The sequence below is a fragment of the Nocardioides ganghwensis genome (assembly GCF_014779655.1).
Taxonomy (GTDB): Bacteria; Actinomycetota; Actinomycetes; order Propionibacteriales; family Nocardioidaceae; genus Nocardioides; species Nocardioides ganghwensis.
Genome location: NZ_JACXYX010000003.1, coordinates 92,839 through 108,839, shown reverse-complemented (window position 1 = coordinate 108,839; position 16,001 = coordinate 92,839). Strand labels below are relative to the sequence as shown.

Genomic DNA, 16,001 nt, shown 5'->3' with positions numbered 1-16,001 from the left:
GGTCAGGCCTGGACGGCGGCGCCGCTGTCGAGGAGCGCGTCCACGCCGTCGATCCCCCAGGCCGCGAGCGCCTCGCGGGTGTGCTCGCCGGGGAGCGCGGGCGGGCCGCCGATCGACGGCGAGGTCCGCGAGAATCGCGGAGCGGGCGCCGGCTGCGTGACGCCGTCGGGCGCGACGAAGGTGCCGCGCGCGGCGAGGTGGGGGTGGTGCGGCGCGTCCGCGAGGCGTACGACCGGCGCGACGCAGGCGTCGGTGCCGTCGAAGACCTCGGCCCACTCGGCCTGCGTACGCTCCTTGAAACGAGCGGTCAGCGCGGCGCGGATCGCGGCGTGGTTGGCCGGGTCGTCGCGGTCGGGCAGCTCGACGCCGATGCGCTCGACGAGCGCCGCCCAGAACTGCGGTTCGAGCGCCCCGACGCTGACGTGCTCGCCGTCGGCCGTCTCGTAGAGGTCGTACCAGGGGGTGCCGCCGTCGAGCAGCCCCGCGGCCCTGCGCCCCGTGTCGAGCCCCATCGCGGCGAAGCTCGAGGCCATGGCGTTGAGGTGGGCCGTGCCGTCGACGATCGCGGCGTCGACGACCTGGCCCTGCCCGCTCGCGCGCGCCTCGAGGAGGGCGGCGAGGACGCCGATGACCAGGTAGGTCGAGCCGCCGCCGAAGTCGCCGAGGAGGTTGCTGGGGAAGTGCGGGCGGTCGCGGTCCTGGCCGAGGCCGTGCAGGGCGCCGGAGACGGCGATGTAGTTCATGTCGTGCCCGGCCGCCCGGCTCCACGGACCGTCCTGGCCCCAGCCGGTCATCCGGGCGAACACCAGCCGGGGGTTGCGCGCGCGGCACTCCTCCGGACCGAGGCCCATCCGCTCGATCGCCCCGGGGCGCATCCCCTCCACCAGCACGTCCGCGCGCTCGACGAGGTCGAGCACCGTCGCGACCGCCTCGGGGCGCTTGAGGTCGAGGGCCACGCTCGGCCGGCCCCGGTTGAGCAGGTCGGCGCGGCCGCCGGCGAACATCCCGCCGCCCGGGCGGTCGATGCGGATCACGTCGGCGCCGAGGTCGGCCAGAACCATGCACGCGTGCGGGCCGGGCCCGATGCCGGCGACCTCGACCACCTTCACGCCCCGCAGCGGTCCGCTGCCCTGCCCCAGCCCGTACGTCATGCGCCCGATCATGACACCGTTGCTGTCAGGGTCGCGAGGGCCGTCCCGGCTCGGGGAGTCCCCGCTCGAGCGGGGACCCTGTCACTCCGTGGCCGTTGCAACCCACTCCCAGAGTCAGACTTCCCCACCCAGTTCGGCGGCCTCGCAGGCGCCCAGCGCGCGACCGAGGTCGGCGCACAGGTCCTCGGGATCCTCGAGGCCGATCGAGAGGCGCAGGACGTCGGCGTCGGGCTTCGCGTCCGCGGCGACCGGGCGGTGGGTCAGCGCGGCCGGGTGCTGGATGAGCGAGTCCACGCCGCCGAGGGAGACGGCATGGGTGAACAGCCGGACCGACTCCGTCACGCGGGAGGCGGCGGCGTACCCGCCCTCGACCCGGAAGGCGAGCATCGCGCCGGGGCCGCGCTGCTGGCGACCGACGAGCCCGAGCGGGTCGCACTCGGCGAGGCCCGGCCACCGCACCTCGCGCACGGCCGGGTGCGAGGCGAGCCAGGCGGCGACCTTGCCGGCACCGTCCTGCTGGGCGCGCACCCGCAGCGGCAACGTGGCCAGGCCGCGGTGCAGGAGGTAGGCGCCCATCGGGTGGAGCAGGGCGCCGGTGACGGCGCGGACGCGGCGCAGCGCGGCGGCCCACTCCGCGGAGCAGGCGACGACGCCGCCCATCGCGTCGCCGTGGCCGCCGAGGTACTTCGTCGCGCTGTGCAGCACCAGGGCCGCGCCGTGGTCGGCGGGGTTCTGCAGCACCGGGGTGGCGAACGTGTTGTCGACCAGCACCGGGACGCCGCCGGCCGCGGTGACGACGGCGTCGAGGTCGACGAGCTCGAGCGTCGGGTTGGCGGGGGTCTCCAGCACGACGAGACAGGTGTCGGGGCGTACGGCTCCCGCCACCTCGTGCGGCGCGCAGTAGGTCGTCTCGACGCCGAGCATCCCCGAGGCGAGGAGGTGGTCGGTGCCGCCGTAGAGCGGTCGGACGGCTACGACGTGGCGGCCCGCCCCCTCGGCGACGGCGGCCAGCACCGAGCCTGTGACGGCGGCCATCCCGGTCGAGAAGGCGACTGCCGCCTCGGTGTGCTCGAGGTCGGCGAGCGCGTCCTCGAAGCGCGCGACGGTCGGGTTCCACAGCCGCTGGTAGACCATGCCGCCCTCGCCCGGGTGCCCGCCGGTCGCCATCGACTCGTACGACTCGCCGCCCGCGTCGATGCTGGGCAGCGGGTTGGTGGTGGACAGGTCGAGCGGCAGCGCGTGGACGCCGAGCGCCCCCAGGTCGGCGCGGCCGGCGTGGACAGCGAGGGTGTCGAGGCTGGTCATGGACGCCACCGTCGCGGAATCCTCGACGCGCAGCAATAGACTCCGAACAACTGCTCTCGCATGAGCGGTCACGCCGAAGATCACGAGGAACGAGCCATGGCTGCTGCACCCCCGTCAGTGGATCCTGCACCCCTCGACGCGCTGGACCGACGCCTGCTGACCGAGCTCGCGGCGGACGGCCGGGTCACCAACGCCGCGCTCGCCAAGCGCCTCGGCATCGCCGAGTCGACCTGCCTGCAGCGGGTGCGGTCGCTGCGGGAGCGGGGAGTCGTACGCGGCATCCACGCCGACGTCGACCTCGCAGCCCTCGGCTACCCGATCCAGGCCGTGATCAAGGTCCGGCTCGGCAGCCACAACCGCGACCACGTCGCGAGCTTCCACGAGGTGCTCGCCCACGTGCCCGGCGTCCTGCGCATCCTGCACGTGGGCGGCGAGGACGACTACCTGCTCCACGTCGCCGTGTCCTCGACCGCGCAGCTGCGCGACCTCGTGCTCGAGCACCTCAACGTGCACCCCGTGGTCCGCCACACCGAGACCCAGCTGGTCTTCGAGGAGATCCCCGGCGCGGGCGTGCTCTGAGGTCTTGCAACTCGTTGCATAGGTCGGGCACCATGGTCCCCATGGCCCTCGAGCACGCCCTCCTCGTCGCGCTCAGCGAGCGCCCCGCGAGCGGCCTCGAGCTCACCCGCCGGTTCGAGAAGTCGCTCGGCTTCTTCTGGCACGCCACCCACCAGCAGATCTACCGCGTGCTCGCGCGGATGGAGGCCGACGGCTGGGTCACCGTCGAGGTCGTCGAGCAGGAGGGCCGCCCCGACAAGCGGGTGCACACGCCGTCGGCGACCGGCCGCCGGGTGCTGGCCGACTGGCTGGCGACCCCGATGCCGATGGAGACCTTCCGCAGCGAGCTCGCCGTCAAGCTGCGCGGGGCGTCGTACGGCGACCGCGCCGCGCTCGTGCGGAACCTGCGCGACGCGCGCGCCGACCACGCGCTCCGCCTCGCGACGTACGAGCAGATGGAGCGCGAGCAGTTCCCCGACCCGACCGGCCTCGAGCCCGGCGTGCGCGACCGCTGGCTGGTGCTGCGCGGCGGCATCCGGCTCGAGCGCTTCTGGATCGACTGGATCACCGAGTACCTGCAGGCCCACGAGATGGAGACGTCATGACCCACCCCCGCTACCCCCACCTCCTCGAGCCGCTCACCCTCGGCTCCGGACCCGACGCCCTCACGCTGCGCAACCGCGTCGTCATGGGCTCGATGCACACCGGCCTCGAGGACCACCCGTGGGACATCGACAAGCTCGCGGCGTTCTTCGAGGAGCGGGCGCGCGGCGGCGTCGGCCTGATCATCACCGGCGGCTACGCGCCCACCAAGCGTGGCTGGCTCAAGCCGTTCGCCTCCGAGATGACCAACCGCCTCCACGCGATGCGGCACCAGCGCGTGACTGGCACGGTGCACGAGGCGGGCGGCGCGATCGCGCTGCAGGTGCTGCACGCCGGGCGCTACGGCTACCACCCGCTCTCGCAGAGCGCGTCGGACAAGAAGTCGCCGATCACGCCGTTCAAGCCGCACGCGATGTCGAGCAAGGAGGTCGACCACACCGCGACCGCCTTCGCCAAGAGCGTCGCCCTCGCCCGCAAGGCCGGCTACGACGCGGTCGAGATCATGGGCTCCGAGGGCTACCTGATCAACCAGTTCCTCGCCGCGCGCACCAACGACCGCGACGACCAGTGGGGCGGCTCCCCCGCGCGTCGCATGCACTTCGCCGTCGAGGTCGTACGCCGCTCCCGCGAGCTGGTCGGTCCCGACTTCCCGATCGTCTACCGGATCTCGCTGCTCGACCTCGTCGAGGGCGGCCAGACCTGGGAGGAGACCGCCGAGCTCGCGCTGCACCTCCAGGCCGCCGGCGTCACGGTCTTCAACACCGGCATCGGCTGGCACGAGGCCCGGGTGCCGACGATCATCACGCAGGTGCCGCGCGGGGCCTGGCGGTCCTACACCGCCCGCCTCAAGCAGGTCGTCGACGTGCCCGTCTGCGCCTCCAACCGGATCAACACGCCCGAGCTGGCCGAGGACATCCTCGCGTCGGGCGAGGCCGACCTCGTCTCGATGGCACGGCCGCTGCTGGCCGACCCGGCCTTCGTCGCCAAGGCGATGGACGAGCGCGCCGACGAGATCAACACGTGCATCGCCTGCAACCAGGCCTGCCTCGACCACGTGTTCTCCAACGAGCGCGCCTCCTGCCTGGTCAACCCCCGTGCCTGCCACGAGACCGAGCTGGTCCTCATGCCGACCCTGCGCAAGCAGACCGTGGCCGTCGTCGGCGCCGGACCGGCCGGCCTCGCCGCTGCGACGAGCGCGGCCGAGCGCGGGTTCGCGGTGACGCTCTTCGAGAAGTCCCCCGGGCTCGGCGGCCAGTTCCGCCTCGCGATGGCCGTCCCCGGCAAGGAGGACTTCGCCGACACCCTGCGCTACTACACCCGGCGCCTCGAGGTGCTCGGCGTCGACGTACGCCTCTCGACCGAGGCGACGGCCGACGACCTCGCCGGCTTCGACCAGGTCGTCGTCGCCACCGGCGTGGAGCCCCGGATCCCGGAGATCCCCGGCATCGACCACCCCAGCGTGGCGTCGTACGCCGACGTGCTGAGCGGCGCGGTCGTGCCGGGCAAGCGGGTCGCGGTGATCGGCGCGGGCGGCATCGGCGTCGACGTGAGCGTCTTCCTGACCCACGAGGAGGAGGACCTCGACGACTGGATGGCGCACTGGGGCGTCGGCGACCCGGCGCTCACCGCGGGCGGGCTGACCGAGGCCAAGCCGCGTACGCCGGCGCGCGAGGTCACGCTGGTGCAGCGCAAGACCACCCCCATCGGCATCGGGCTCGGCAAGACGTCGGGCTGGGCGCACCGCGCCGTGCTCAAGCAGTCCAGGGTCACCCAGGTCAGCGGCGCGACCTACGAGCGCATCGACGACGACGGCCTGCACATCACGGTCGACGGCGTCTCGCGCGTGGTCGAGGCGGACACGATCGTGGTCTGCGCCGGCCAGGACTCCGTGCGGAGCCTGTACGACGGGCTCGGCCGCGACGCCCACCTCATCGGCGGTGCCGACGTCGCCGCCGAGCTCGACGCGAAGCGGGCGATCAAGCAGGGCACGGAGGTCGTCGCCGGGCTGTGAACGACGGCCTTGCCGGCCTTGTCGCCCGCTGCTATCTTCGTCGCAGCACTGTGTCCCCTGTCACATGGGGGACCCCACCCCAGACCCCCGGTGGTACGTCATCGAGCGTCCCGGAGGGGTGGACATGCTTCGTCCTGTCAATGAGTCGGACAGCTGCCTGGTCGAGCAGGCCAAGGGGGCTCTGATGCTCCGCTACGGCGTGGGCTCCCGCGAGTCGCTCGCCGTCCTGGAGAGGTGGTCGCTCGAGGCCGGCGTGCCGGTGCGCGACGTCGCCGATGCCCTCGTCACCGGCATCTGCCTGGGTCGCGTGACCGCTGAGACGGACGGGATGGTGCGCTGGCTCGAGCAACGCCTGCGCGGCGGCATCAGCGACCTGCGGGAGGACGGGGAGGAGGGGGAGGGGTTGGCGCCGGGGGAGGGTGCGGCCGTGCCGGCCGTGCCCGCGCCCGCCCGCACCCCGGCAGGTCCCCGCCAGTGGCGCTACCACTCCGCCGTGCACGCGGCCCGGGTCCTCAGGAGCCGCTGAACGACCCTGGTCACGTGCCGTTGGACCCTGCCGTCGCCGCCCGAAGAGGTCCACGCTGGGGCCATGGACCACGTGGGCATCGGCGCCGAGGAGCAGCTCGCTGCCATCGGGCAGGCGGTGATCACGACCGACCCGGAGGGCGTGATCGTCTACTGGAACGCCGGGGCCGAGCGACTGTACGGCTGGGCGGCGCACGAGGTCGTCGGCCGCAACATCAACGAGATCACCGTCGCCGAGGTGGGACAGGACGTGGCGGACGAGATCATGGCCGCCTTGCGCGACGGGGTCCCGTGGTCGGGCGGGTTCCCGGTGCGCCGCAAGGACGGCAGCACGTTCCCCGCTCTCGTGACCGACGCCGGCATCCATCGCGACGGTGCGCTCGTGGGCATCGTCGGGGTGTCCACCAACCTCGGCTCGGCCATCCGCCCCCTCCTCGAGCGGTCGACCGACGCGGCCCTGGTGCTGCGCCACGACGCCGTCATCACGTACGCCAGCCCGGCCGTCGAGATGCTGTTCGGATGGGACCAGGAGGCGCTCATCGGCACGTCCGTCGTCGGGCTGCTGCACGACGAGGACCGGCGGCCCCTGGCCGACCTGCTCGACGACGTCGTCCGCCACCCCGGCGTGCACCTCCCGGTGGAGGTGCGGGTGCAGGCGTGGAACGACTGGCGGTGGGCGGAGGCCGCCTTCACCAACCTGCTCGACGACCCGACGGTGCGCGGGGTCGTGTGCAACCTGCGCCCCAGCCCGACCCGGGTGGCCAAGGAGCAGGCCGAGCTGCGGGCCCGGCAGCTCGAGACCGCGCTCGAGTCACGGCTCGGCATCGAGCTCGCCAAGGGCTACCTCGTCGGCCACGACGGGCTCACTCCGGACGAGGCCTTCCAGGCGCTGCGCGGCTACGCCCGCTCCCACCACCTCACGATCCACGACGTGAGCCGGCGCGTGGTGGCGGGTGAGGCCATCATCGTTCCGCCGGTCGCCGGTGCCCCATGATGGGGACATGACCGCTCCCGACGTGACCGCGCCCGGCGTCGACGACCGCGCCCTGCGGTCGCTCAGGGGGTGGAACCTCGCCCTCACGGTGCTCCACCTCGTGCAGGCGATCGCGGTCGTGGTGCTCGCGACGGACTTCGCGATCACGATCACGCAGTCCCTCCCGACCGGTCCTCCCGGGACTCCGCCGGCGTCTCCGGAGGCACTCCTCGACCTCCCCGTCGGCGTCGCCATCGCCGCGTTCCTCACGCTCGCCGCCGTCGACCACCTGCTCACCGCGACCGTCCTGCGGCGCACGTACGAGCGCGACCTCCGCCGCGGCATCAACCGCTTCCGCTGGGTGGAGTACTCGTTCAGCGCGACGATCATGGTGGTGCTGATCGCCCTCTACTCCGGCATCGTCGACGTCTCCGCGCTGATCGGGATCATCGGCGCGAACGTGGCGATGATCCTGTTCGGCTGGCTGCAGGAGTCGGCGAACCCGCCGGGCAGCACGACCCTCACGATGAAGCCGTTCTGGTTCGGCTGCGTCGCGGGCGCCGCCCCATGGGTGGCCATCGCCCACAACCTCGTCGCCGCCGAGGAGGTCCCCGGGTTCGTGGTCGGCATCTTCGTGTCGCTGTTCGTCTTCTTCAACACCTTCGCCCTCAACCAGTGGCTGCAGTACCGCCGCGTCGGCCCGTGGCGCAGCTATGCGTTCGGCGAGAAGGCCTACCTCGTGCTCAGCCTGGTCGCGAAGTCGGCGCTCGCGTGGCAGATCTTCGGGGGTTCGCTCGCGGGATAGCCGCCGGTCGGCACCGGCGGACCGGGTCGGTCGACCCGGCCGCCGGGCAACCCCTGCCGATGTGGTCGGACCACTGTTCACGGATCCCGGTCGCCGCGCAGGTCGAGCCTGCGGAGCCCGGCCGCCCCAGGGGTGAGGCGAGGCCTCGAGCCTACGCCCACGGATCGGTGATCTCGCGCAGCATCGACATCGTCTCCTCCAGCTGCCGCATGCGCGTGGCGCCGAGGTGCGCCTCCCACTCCGCGAGGGCCTCGGCCACAGCAGCGTCGGCCCGGTCGCCGAGCGCGCGGGCCCGCGCCGTGAGTCGGACCAGCTTGGCCCGTCCGTCGCGCGGGTCGGCGACGCGCTCGACGTACCCGGCCCGCTCGAGCTGGTCGACCAGGAAGGCCGCCGACTGCTTGGTGGTGCGGGCCCGGGCCGCCAGGGTCACCACCCGGGTGCCGCCCTGATCGATCTGCGCCATCAGTCGCGCCTGGGTCGGCGTGATGTCGTCGGCACCCGCGGCCACCAGCGCGTCGTACGCGCGCGCCTCCAGGGAACGGGCCGCGACGAACATCAGCAGCCCCACGTTCGGCTGGCCCCCACCCGTTGACGATTGCGCGACCACAGAGCCATATTAGTCAGACGCTCTGTCTATTCACGAAGGCGCGCCATGCACAGCGACACGATCTGGCGTCATGTCGACACCGAGCGCGCCGTCCTGGCCGACATCCTCGAGGCACTGCCCGACGACGCGTGGCGCACCCCGTCGCTGTGCGACGCCTGGACGGTGCGCGAGGTGGCCGCGCACCTGACCTTCTCCCACGCCGGCGTCCGCGACCTGCACGTGCTCGCCGCCCGCTCCGGCTTCCGCTACAACGCGGCGGTGCGTGACGCGGCGCTGCGGTGCCCGCTCGGTCACGAGCAGATCGTCGACACGTTGCGCGGCTTCGTGGGTTCCCGGCGGACGGTCCCGGGCGTCTCCGAGCGCGAGCCGCTGCTCGACGTCCTCGTCCACACCCAGGACATCTGCGTCCCGCTCGACATCGACCGCCCGATGCCCGGGGACGCGGCCGTGGTGGCGCTCGAGCGCGTCATCTGGTGGTCGCGGCGGCCCACCAGCACCTCAGCGGCGAGGTGCGCGCCCTCGCCTAGACCGACCGCACCACGCCCTTGCCAGCGAACGGCGTGACGAGGACGCTGGCCGGAGACGCGGACCGAGGAGGGAGCCCCCCCGTGGGAGAGCCGTCGCTGGAGGTGACCCCGCGTACGGCCGCGCTGGCCAGTGCTGCCGACGCCCTGGACTCGGCGGGGCTCGAGCACTGGTTCTTCGGCGGGTGGGCCGTCGACCTGTGGGCCGGTCGCGAGACGCGTGCCCACGAGGACATCGACGTCCTGGTCCTGCGTGCCGACGAGGACCGGGTCCACGCGGCACTGACCGCAGCCGGCTGGGCGCACACGCCGCACGACGACGACCTGGTCGGCACCGACTACGAGCGCGACGGTGCAGACCTGCAGCTCACGTTCGCGGAGACCGACGACGAGGGCAGCGTCGTCGTGCCGGTGCCCGGGCAGCCGATCGTGCTCTCCAGGGGTCCCCTGGCGCACGCACGCCGACCGCTCGGCCACCTGCACGTGCGGGTGCTGACCCTGGAGAAGATGCTGGAGATCAAGGCCCTGCCGCGACCCGACGAGGTCGGCGGTGGCAAGGACCGGGCGGACCTGGATGCGCTCCGCGCCGTGGCCGGCCCCCCGGCTCAGGCTGCGGCCGGGACGGCGACCCGTCGAGCCGTACGCCCCGGCAGCCAGCGGACCGAGCGGAACGTCTCCTCCGACGAGCCGTAGACGAGCAGCGCGAGGAACACGCCGTAGACCGGCAGGTGCCCGACCATCTCGGTCTGGCCGAAGAGCAGCAGGGTGGCGTTGAACGGGACCATCGCGACCAGGACGGCCACCTGGGGGAAGGCGCCCGAGATCACGAGCAGGCCGAACAGCAGCTCCGTCGCCCCGGCGACCGCGACGAAGGTCTCCGGCGAGACCTGGAGGCCGACGAGGGCGAAGACGTCCAGCGCGGGGTAGCGCTCGAGGGTGTCGATCGCCATCGCCGGGTTGGTCAGCTTCTCCGAGAAGGCCAGCACGATCAGGGCCGTGCCCACGCCGAGGCGCAGCCACAGCAGCGCCCACCTCAGGTGCGCCCGCGACGGGTGCGCGGCGCCGTACGCGTCGGGGCCGGGCGGCACGACGACCAGGAAGGCGGCGACCGCGGCGAGGTTGGCGCACTCGCCCAGCGCGGTGAGGCCGGCGACCATCGCGAGCGCGGGCGCGAGGCCGAGCACCAGGGCGGCGGCGGCGCGCAGCTGCCAGCCGGTGACCAGCCAGATGCCGAGCGCGGCCTCGACCAGGAGCAGCGCGTTGCCGCCGGCACCCTCGAGGTGGTCGATGGACGGCGTGATGAAGGCACCGGTGGCGGCGAGGGCGAGCAGTGCGACCCCGAGGTGGATGCCGAGCAGGCGGGGGATCCACGGCACCAGACCGCCGACGGGCTTCAGGAAGCGCAGCTCCGGGCCGTCCACGCGCGTCGCGACCGCGCGCCACACGAGGGCGACGGCGACGACGGCCGCGGTGAGCACCAGCGGCAGCGGCGAGAGGAAGAACGACCAGTCACCGGCGGGCTGGGACTCGACGAACCAGCGCTCGTGGGTCGGCAGGACAGGGGCGAGCGCGGGCAGTGCGAGGGTCATGGCCCAACCCTGCGCGAGGCGACGGCGCCGTACGAGCGGCGAAGGTCCGGACCTCGGCGGGACCTTGGTCCCCGGCTCGCTATCGCGCGAGGAACCGCTCCACCACGACCGCCGTCTCCGCCGGCGACGGCATCGATGCGACCTCCGTCTGGACGGCGCGTGCCGCACGGCCGTAGGACTCGTCGGCGAGGACCGCCCGCAGGGCCTCGCGCACCGAGGCCGGCGTCACCTGGTGGGGCCGGAGGACGATCGCAGCGCCCGCCGCCGCGGCGCCCGCGGCCACGTGGAACTGGTCGGCGCCCATCGGAAGGAGCACGAGGGGCACACCCTGCGCCAGCGCCCCGAGCGTGCTCCCGGACCCGCCGTGGCCGATGGCGGCCGCGGCACGCGGCAGCACCTGCGCCTGCGGGAGGAACCGCTCGACCCGGACGTTGGCCGGGACTGCGCCCAGCTCGGCCGGGTCGACGTCGCGGCCTGTGGTGAGGACGGCCGACCCGACGCCGTCGAGGGCCTCGAGCAACGTGCCCAGCAGGTCGGGGTGGTTGAACAGCGTGCCGAGGGTCGCGTAGACCAGCGGTGGCTCGAGGTCGGCCACCCACGTCGGCACCGCTGCCGGGCCGGTCGGGTACGGCTGCATCGGGGTCTGCTCGCCGGGTGGCGGGTCCGACCGGAAGAGCGCCGGGGCGAGGTCGACGTAGAGCCCGTCGAACGCGCCCGCGAGGCGCGGGGGCGAGAGCCCGAACCCCTCCCAGGCGGGCACGACCCGCTCCGACGCCGCCTCGAACCACGACAGCGGGATCATCGGCCCCCACGAGTGGTGCACCGCGGGGATCCCCAGCGCTGTGGCGACCGCCGGCCCGGCGAGGTCGGCGCTCTCGAAGACGATCGCGTCGGCCTCCCAGCGCTCGGCGACGTCGGCGAGCTCGGGCGCCTTGCGGTGGGCGTGCCCCTCGGCGAAGAGGAGGGCGAAGACCTCGTGCCCGAGGTCGCCCAGCGCGGGCCCGAGCGAGTCGCCGAGCCCGTCCACCACGTGCTGCCAGGCCTCGTGGTGCGGGCGCCCGGCGGCGAGGGCGTCGAGGCCTTCGGCCTCCACGTGCGGGTGCCAGCCGTGCTCCGTGGCGACCGCGACGGCATGTCCGCGCTCCCGCAGCGCTCGAGCGAGCGGGACCATGGGACGGAAGTGACCGTCGAGCGGCGTCGAGCTGAACAGGATCCGCACCGGCTCATCGTCCTCGCTGCCACCCACGTCGAGCAACGCTCCCGCGGTTCGTCACGGGACCTGCTTCGAGCGGCTACCCCGCGCCGACCAGCAGCATCGTCGCCGCGAAGACCACGCCGGACGCGAGGAGCGTCACGAGCGTGTAGCCGAGGATGTCGCGGATCTTCAGCCCCGAGATGGCCAGCACCGGCAGCGCCCAGAAGGGCTGGATCATGTTGGTCCACTGGTCGCCGTACGCGATCGCCATGATCGTGACCGCCGGGTCGACCCCCAGGCGGGCTCCGGCGTCGAGCATCACCGGGCCCTGCACGGCGAACTGTCCACCGCCGGAGGGCACGAAGAAGTTCACGACCCCGGCCGAGAGGAAGGCCAGCACGCCGAACGTCGACGGCCCGGCCGTGTCGACGATGAAGTCGGAGAACACGGTGATCAGGCCCGAGGTGGCCATGATCCCCATGATCCCGGCGTACAGGGGGAACTGGAGCAGGATCTCGCCGACGTTGGAGGCAGCGTTCTTCACCAGCGCGATCAGCTCGAGCGGGCTGCGCACCAGCAGGAAGATCAGGGCGAGGAAGGTCCAGTTGACGATGTCGAGGGTCGCCGCGCCGCCGTCGGAGTAGTGGATCACCAGGTAGGCGACCAGCGCCAGGCCGACCAGCAGCGTGAGGACGCGGCTCGCGTCCACCCGGTCCGCCGGCGTGACGACCTCGTCGTCGACCCGGACCTCGTCGTCGAAGCGCGCGTCGGCCTTCATCTCGATGACCCGGTCGCCGGCGCGCGGTGCCACCAGCGCGAGCCCGATGCCCACGGCGAGGATCGTGGCGACGATCGCGAGGAGGTTCCACCAGGCGAAGGTGGTCTCGCTGATCGGGACGGTCTCGCCGAGCTGCTCGGCGATGAAGGAGCCCTCGGTGGCGGCGGTCAGGGTGCCGGAGCCCGAGTAGCCCATGTGCCAGATGACGTAGCCGCTGTAGCCGGCCGCGACCAGCATCGGGAAGTGCAGCGCCAGCCCCTTCTCACGACCCTGCCGGGCGACCTCCACGGCCAGCAGCACGCCGACCACGAGACCGAGGCCCCAGGTGATGAGCGAGGCGACGGCGGCGACCGCGAAGACGAACAGGTAGCCCTGCAGCGCGGTCCTGGGCAGCCCGCCCAGCGACGCCAGCAGCCTGCGCACCGGACCGGTGTTGGCGAGGGTGTGGCCGAGCAGCAGGATCAGGGCCATCTGCGTCATGAACTCCAGCAGGCCGGACAGTCCCTCGCCCCAGCCCCGGGTGACCTCGACGGGGCCGCTGTCGGTGAGGAGCAGCGCCAGGATCGCCACGACGAAGGTCAGCACGATGGCGAAGACCAGTGCACTGGGGATGAAGCGCTCGACGACGGAGTTGAGCGGCCGCATCATCCCCGAGAGTCCCGACGACCGTTGCTTCGGACTGGTGCTGGCACTGGGCACGACGGCTCTCCTCATCCTGGGGGACACGGTTCGGGGGACACCATTCGGTCACCCCTCCCCGATGTCAAGGCGACCCGGACGCCCGGAACCGCTTCCGGTCTGCTCGGGCTCCCCCGCGGGCTGGTTCCGCGGCACACTGGAGGGTCGAGCGTGGAGATCGAGGAGGTGCTCATGGCGCGCGACGAGCTGATCGTGGTCACGGGCGCCACCGGCCGCCAGGGCGGTGCCGTCGCGCGGCACCTCCTCGCCGACGGATGGCGTGTACGGGGCGTGACGCGATCGGCGGGTTCGGCCGCGGCCCGCGAGCTGGCTCGCAGGGGCGTCGAGGTCGTCACCGCCGACATGGGAGACCTCGCGTCACTGGGTCGCGCGTTCGCCGGGGCGTACGGGGTCTACAGCGTGCAGAACGCCATGACCGCCACCTCGGAGGGCGAGGTCGCACAGGGCCGCAACGTGGCCACCGCGGCGGCGGAGGCCGGCGTCTCCCACCTCGTCCACGGCTCCGCGGGCCCCGGCACCCCGGGCACGGGGGTCGCGGCGTGGGACGGCAAGCTCGAGGTGGCGGCGTACGCACGCAGTCGTGGCCTGTCGCTGACCGTGCTCCGACCGACGGCCTTCATGGAGCTGATGACCGACAAGGACCTCTACCCGCCAGTGGCGGCCTGGCACCTGATGCCTCGGATCGTCGGCGAGGACCGGCCGCTGCCGTGGCTGTGCGCCGATGACCTGGGAGCGATCGCGGCGCAGGCGTTCGCCGACCCCGCGACGTACGCAGGTCTCGACATCGGCCTCGCCGCTGACGTACGCACCATCGCGCAGTGCCGAGCCGACTGGCGCGCCGTCACCGGCCGGTCCCCGCGGCGGTTCCCGATGCCGCTGTGGTTGTTCGAACGTTTCGTCGGCCAGGACCTCACGCGCATGTGGCGCTGGCTCGCAACCCACGACATACCTGCGGACGTCGACCGGACCCGGTCGCTCCTCCCGACCGCCGTGACCGTCGAGGAGTTCCTCAGGCGCCGGCTCGCGTAGGAGGAGGGGGCGATGACGAGAGCCGGGACTCGCTCGTGGTGGGGGTGGGGCACGCTGGAGGACGCGGCGACGACCGAGGAGGTCGTCGCGCTGGTCGAGCGGGTGTCCGCCTTGCTGCCGGGCCACGACCTCACCGACCACGAGCCGCCCGACGTGGCCGACCTGGCGGTGCCCGTCCCACGCGTGACGCCGCCCGCGAGCCTGTCGGCGCTGTGCTCGGCCGACTCCGAGGACCGGGCGGGCCACGCCCACGGAAAGGCGTTCCGGGACGTCGTGCGCAACCTGCACGGAGACCTCGAGCACGTCCCCGACCTCGTCGCCCGCCCGCGCACCGAGACCGAGGTGGCCGACCTGCTGGACTGGTGCAGCCGGGACGGCATCGCCGCGATCCCCTACGGCGGTGGCAGCTCCGTCGTGGGCGGGATCGAACCCCGTTTCGACGGCCCGGCGGTGACGATCGACCTGGGCGCGCTCGACCGCGTGCTGGAGGTCGACACGGTGAGTCGCGCCGCCCGGATCCAGGCGGGCGTGCACGGACCTCACCTGGAGGACCAGCTCCGCCCGCACGGCCTCACCCTGCGGCACTTCCCGCAGTCGTTCGAGTTCTCCACCCTCGGCGGCTGGCTGGCCACCAGGGCCGGTGGTCACTTCGCCACCCTCTACACCCATGTCGACGACCTCACCGAGTCGATGCGGGTGGTCACTCCCACAGGCGTGAGCGAGTCGCGTCGGCTTCCCGGCTCCGGCGCCGGGCCGTCCCCGGACCGGCTCTTCCTGGGCTCGGAAGGCACCCTCGGGGTGATCTGCGAGGCATGGATGCGCCTGCAGTCACGGCCACGCTGGCAGGTCACCGCACCCGTCGCCTTCGACGACCACGGCGCCGCAGTCACGGCGACGCGCACCATCGCACAGTCGGGACTGTTCCCCTCCAACTGCCGACTCCTCGACGCGACCGAGGCGTTCCTCAACGCCGGGACGTCGGTCACCGGAGGCCTGCTGCTGCTGGCCTTCGAGTCGGCCGACCACCCGGTCGACCCGTGGCTGGACCGGGCACTGGAGATCGCCGGCGACCACGGCGGGAGGCCCCTGACGGCCCGCGACCGTGACGGCCGGCAGGGGGACGTGGCCGCCGGCTGGCGGTCGTCGTTCCTGCGGATGCCCTACCACCGCGACGTGCTGGCCCGGCGCAGCATGATCGTCGAGACGTTCGAGACCGCCTGCACCTGGGACGACCTGCAGACGCTCCACGCCGCCGTCACGACCGCTGCCGAGGAAGCGGTCCGGGAGGTGTGCGGGTCCGGCCTGGTCACCTGCCGGTTCACCCACGTCTACCCCGACGGGCCCGCGCCCTACTTCGGCATCTACGCACCGGGTCGATGGGGCAGCACCATGGCCCAGTGGGACGAGATCAAGGCGGCCGTGTCCGAGGCCATCGCGACGTGCGGCGGCACGATCACGCACCACCACGCCATCGGGCGCGACCATCGACCCTGGTACGACCGGCAACGCCCCGATGTCTTCGCCGCCGCGCTGGCTGCGGCCAAGTCGGCACTCGATCCTGCCGGCATCCTCAACCCCGGGGTGCTCCTGCCTGCGTGAGGCCGCAGGAGCAGGGCGTTGCCTCGCCCGTTGCCCTTCCCGACGCACGC

General features: G+C 73.1%; 16 protein-coding genes. 10 read left to right on the top strand and 6 right to left on the bottom strand.

From position 1 onward, the window contains the following. Positions 1-2: 2 nt before the first annotated feature. Positions 3-1,151 (bottom strand): CaiB/BaiF CoA transferase family protein, encoded by a 1,149-nt coding sequence (locus IEZ24_RS04575; protein ID WP_129453125.1) that lies wholly within the window; start codon positions 1,149-1,151, stop codon positions 3-5. Between the two features lie 114 nt (positions 1,152-1,265). Beyond that, positions 1,266-2,456 (bottom strand): trans-sulfuration enzyme family protein, encoded by a 1,191-nt coding sequence (locus IEZ24_RS04570; RefSeq protein WP_129453126.1) that lies wholly within the window; start codon positions 2,454-2,456, stop codon positions 1,266-1,268. A 96-nt stretch (positions 2,457-2,552) separates the two neighbouring features. Between IEZ24_RS04570 and IEZ24_RS04565 the strand changes: the two genes are divergently transcribed. From IEZ24_RS04565 to heR, 6 genes are all read left to right on the top strand, one after another. Next, entirely contained in the window at positions 2,553-3,035 is a 483-nt protein-coding gene (locus tag IEZ24_RS04565) for an Lrp/AsnC family transcriptional regulator (protein WP_129453127.1), read from the top strand. A gap of 41 nt (positions 3,036-3,076) precedes the next feature. Continuing rightward, positions 3,077-3,619 (top strand): PadR family transcriptional regulator, encoded by a 543-nt coding sequence (locus IEZ24_RS04560; RefSeq protein WP_129453128.1) that lies wholly within the window; start codon positions 3,077-3,079, stop codon positions 3,617-3,619. After that, positions 3,616-5,628, top strand: a complete 2,013-nt coding sequence (locus tag IEZ24_RS04555) for an NADPH-dependent 2,4-dienoyl-CoA reductase (RefSeq protein WP_129453129.1) — start codon at positions 3,616-3,618, stop codon at positions 5,626-5,628. The genes IEZ24_RS04560 and IEZ24_RS04555 overlap by 4 nt, the downstream gene beginning before the upstream one ends. A gap of 124 nt (positions 5,629-5,752) precedes the next feature. Further along, positions 5,753-6,154 (top strand): ANTAR domain-containing protein, encoded by a 402-nt coding sequence (locus IEZ24_RS04550; RefSeq protein WP_165355942.1) that lies wholly within the window; start codon positions 5,753-5,755, stop codon positions 6,152-6,154. Between the two features lie 63 nt (positions 6,155-6,217). Continuing rightward, positions 6,218-7,147, top strand: coding sequence for a PAS domain S-box protein (locus IEZ24_RS04545; RefSeq protein WP_129453131.1), 930 nt, complete (start codon positions 6,218-6,220; stop codon positions 7,145-7,147). A 7-nt stretch (positions 7,148-7,154) separates the two neighbouring features. Further along, positions 7,155-7,931 (top strand): heliorhodopsin HeR, encoded by a 777-nt coding sequence (gene heR, locus IEZ24_RS04540; protein WP_129453132.1) that lies wholly within the window; start codon positions 7,155-7,157, stop codon positions 7,929-7,931. Between the two features lie 151 nt (positions 7,932-8,082). On the opposite strand, the gene IEZ24_RS04535 is transcribed toward heR, so the two are convergent. Next, positions 8,083-8,499 carry a MarR family winged helix-turn-helix transcriptional regulator gene (locus IEZ24_RS04535; protein WP_242498345.1) on the bottom strand — a complete coding sequence of 139 codons (417 nt, stop codon included), beginning with the start codon at positions 8,497-8,499 and terminating at the stop codon, positions 8,083-8,085. A gap of 84 nt (positions 8,500-8,583) precedes the next feature. Between IEZ24_RS04535 and IEZ24_RS04530 the strand changes: the two genes are divergently transcribed. Both IEZ24_RS04530 and IEZ24_RS04525 read left to right on the top strand, forming a co-directional pair. Continuing rightward, positions 8,584-9,102, top strand: a complete 519-nt coding sequence (locus IEZ24_RS04530) for a maleylpyruvate isomerase family mycothiol-dependent enzyme (protein ID WP_129453133.1) — start codon at positions 8,584-8,586, stop codon at positions 9,100-9,102. Between the two features lie 44 nt (positions 9,103-9,146). Then, on the top strand, positions 9,147-9,755 hold the full coding sequence (locus tag IEZ24_RS04525; protein ID WP_207206666.1) for a nucleotidyltransferase domain-containing protein: 609 nt from the start codon (positions 9,147-9,149) through the stop codon (positions 9,753-9,755). Here IEZ24_RS04525 and IEZ24_RS04520 read toward each other — a convergent pair. The 3 genes from IEZ24_RS04520 to IEZ24_RS04510 form a co-directional block, all read right to left on the bottom strand. Further along, positions 9,668-10,651, bottom strand: coding sequence for a hypothetical protein (locus IEZ24_RS04520; RefSeq protein WP_129453135.1), 984 nt, complete (start codon positions 10,649-10,651; stop codon positions 9,668-9,670). The genes IEZ24_RS04525 and IEZ24_RS04520 overlap by 88 nt on opposite strands. Before the next feature lie 79 nt (positions 10,652-10,730). Then, a complete protein-coding gene (locus IEZ24_RS04515) occupies positions 10,731-11,870 on the bottom strand; it encodes a glycosyltransferase (RefSeq protein ID WP_129453136.1) in 1,140 nt (379 codons plus the stop codon). A 73-nt stretch (positions 11,871-11,943) separates the two neighbouring features. Next, positions 11,944-13,323 (bottom strand): short-chain fatty acid transporter, encoded by a 1,380-nt coding sequence (locus IEZ24_RS04510; protein ID WP_207206667.1) that lies wholly within the window; start codon positions 13,321-13,323, stop codon positions 11,944-11,946. Positions 13,324-13,473: 150 nt separating this feature from the next. Here IEZ24_RS04510 and IEZ24_RS04505 point away from each other — a divergent pair, with 150 nt between their 5' ends. Then, positions 13,474-14,352 (top strand): NmrA/HSCARG family protein, encoded by an 879-nt coding sequence (locus IEZ24_RS04505; protein WP_129453137.1) that lies wholly within the window; start codon positions 13,474-13,476, stop codon positions 14,350-14,352. 12 nt (positions 14,353-14,364) lie between these two features. Then, on the top strand, positions 14,365-15,951 hold the full coding sequence (locus tag IEZ24_RS04500; protein ID WP_129453138.1) for an FAD-binding oxidoreductase: 1,587 nt from the start codon (positions 14,365-14,367) through the stop codon (positions 15,949-15,951). Positions 15,952-16,001: the final 50 nt, after the last annotated feature.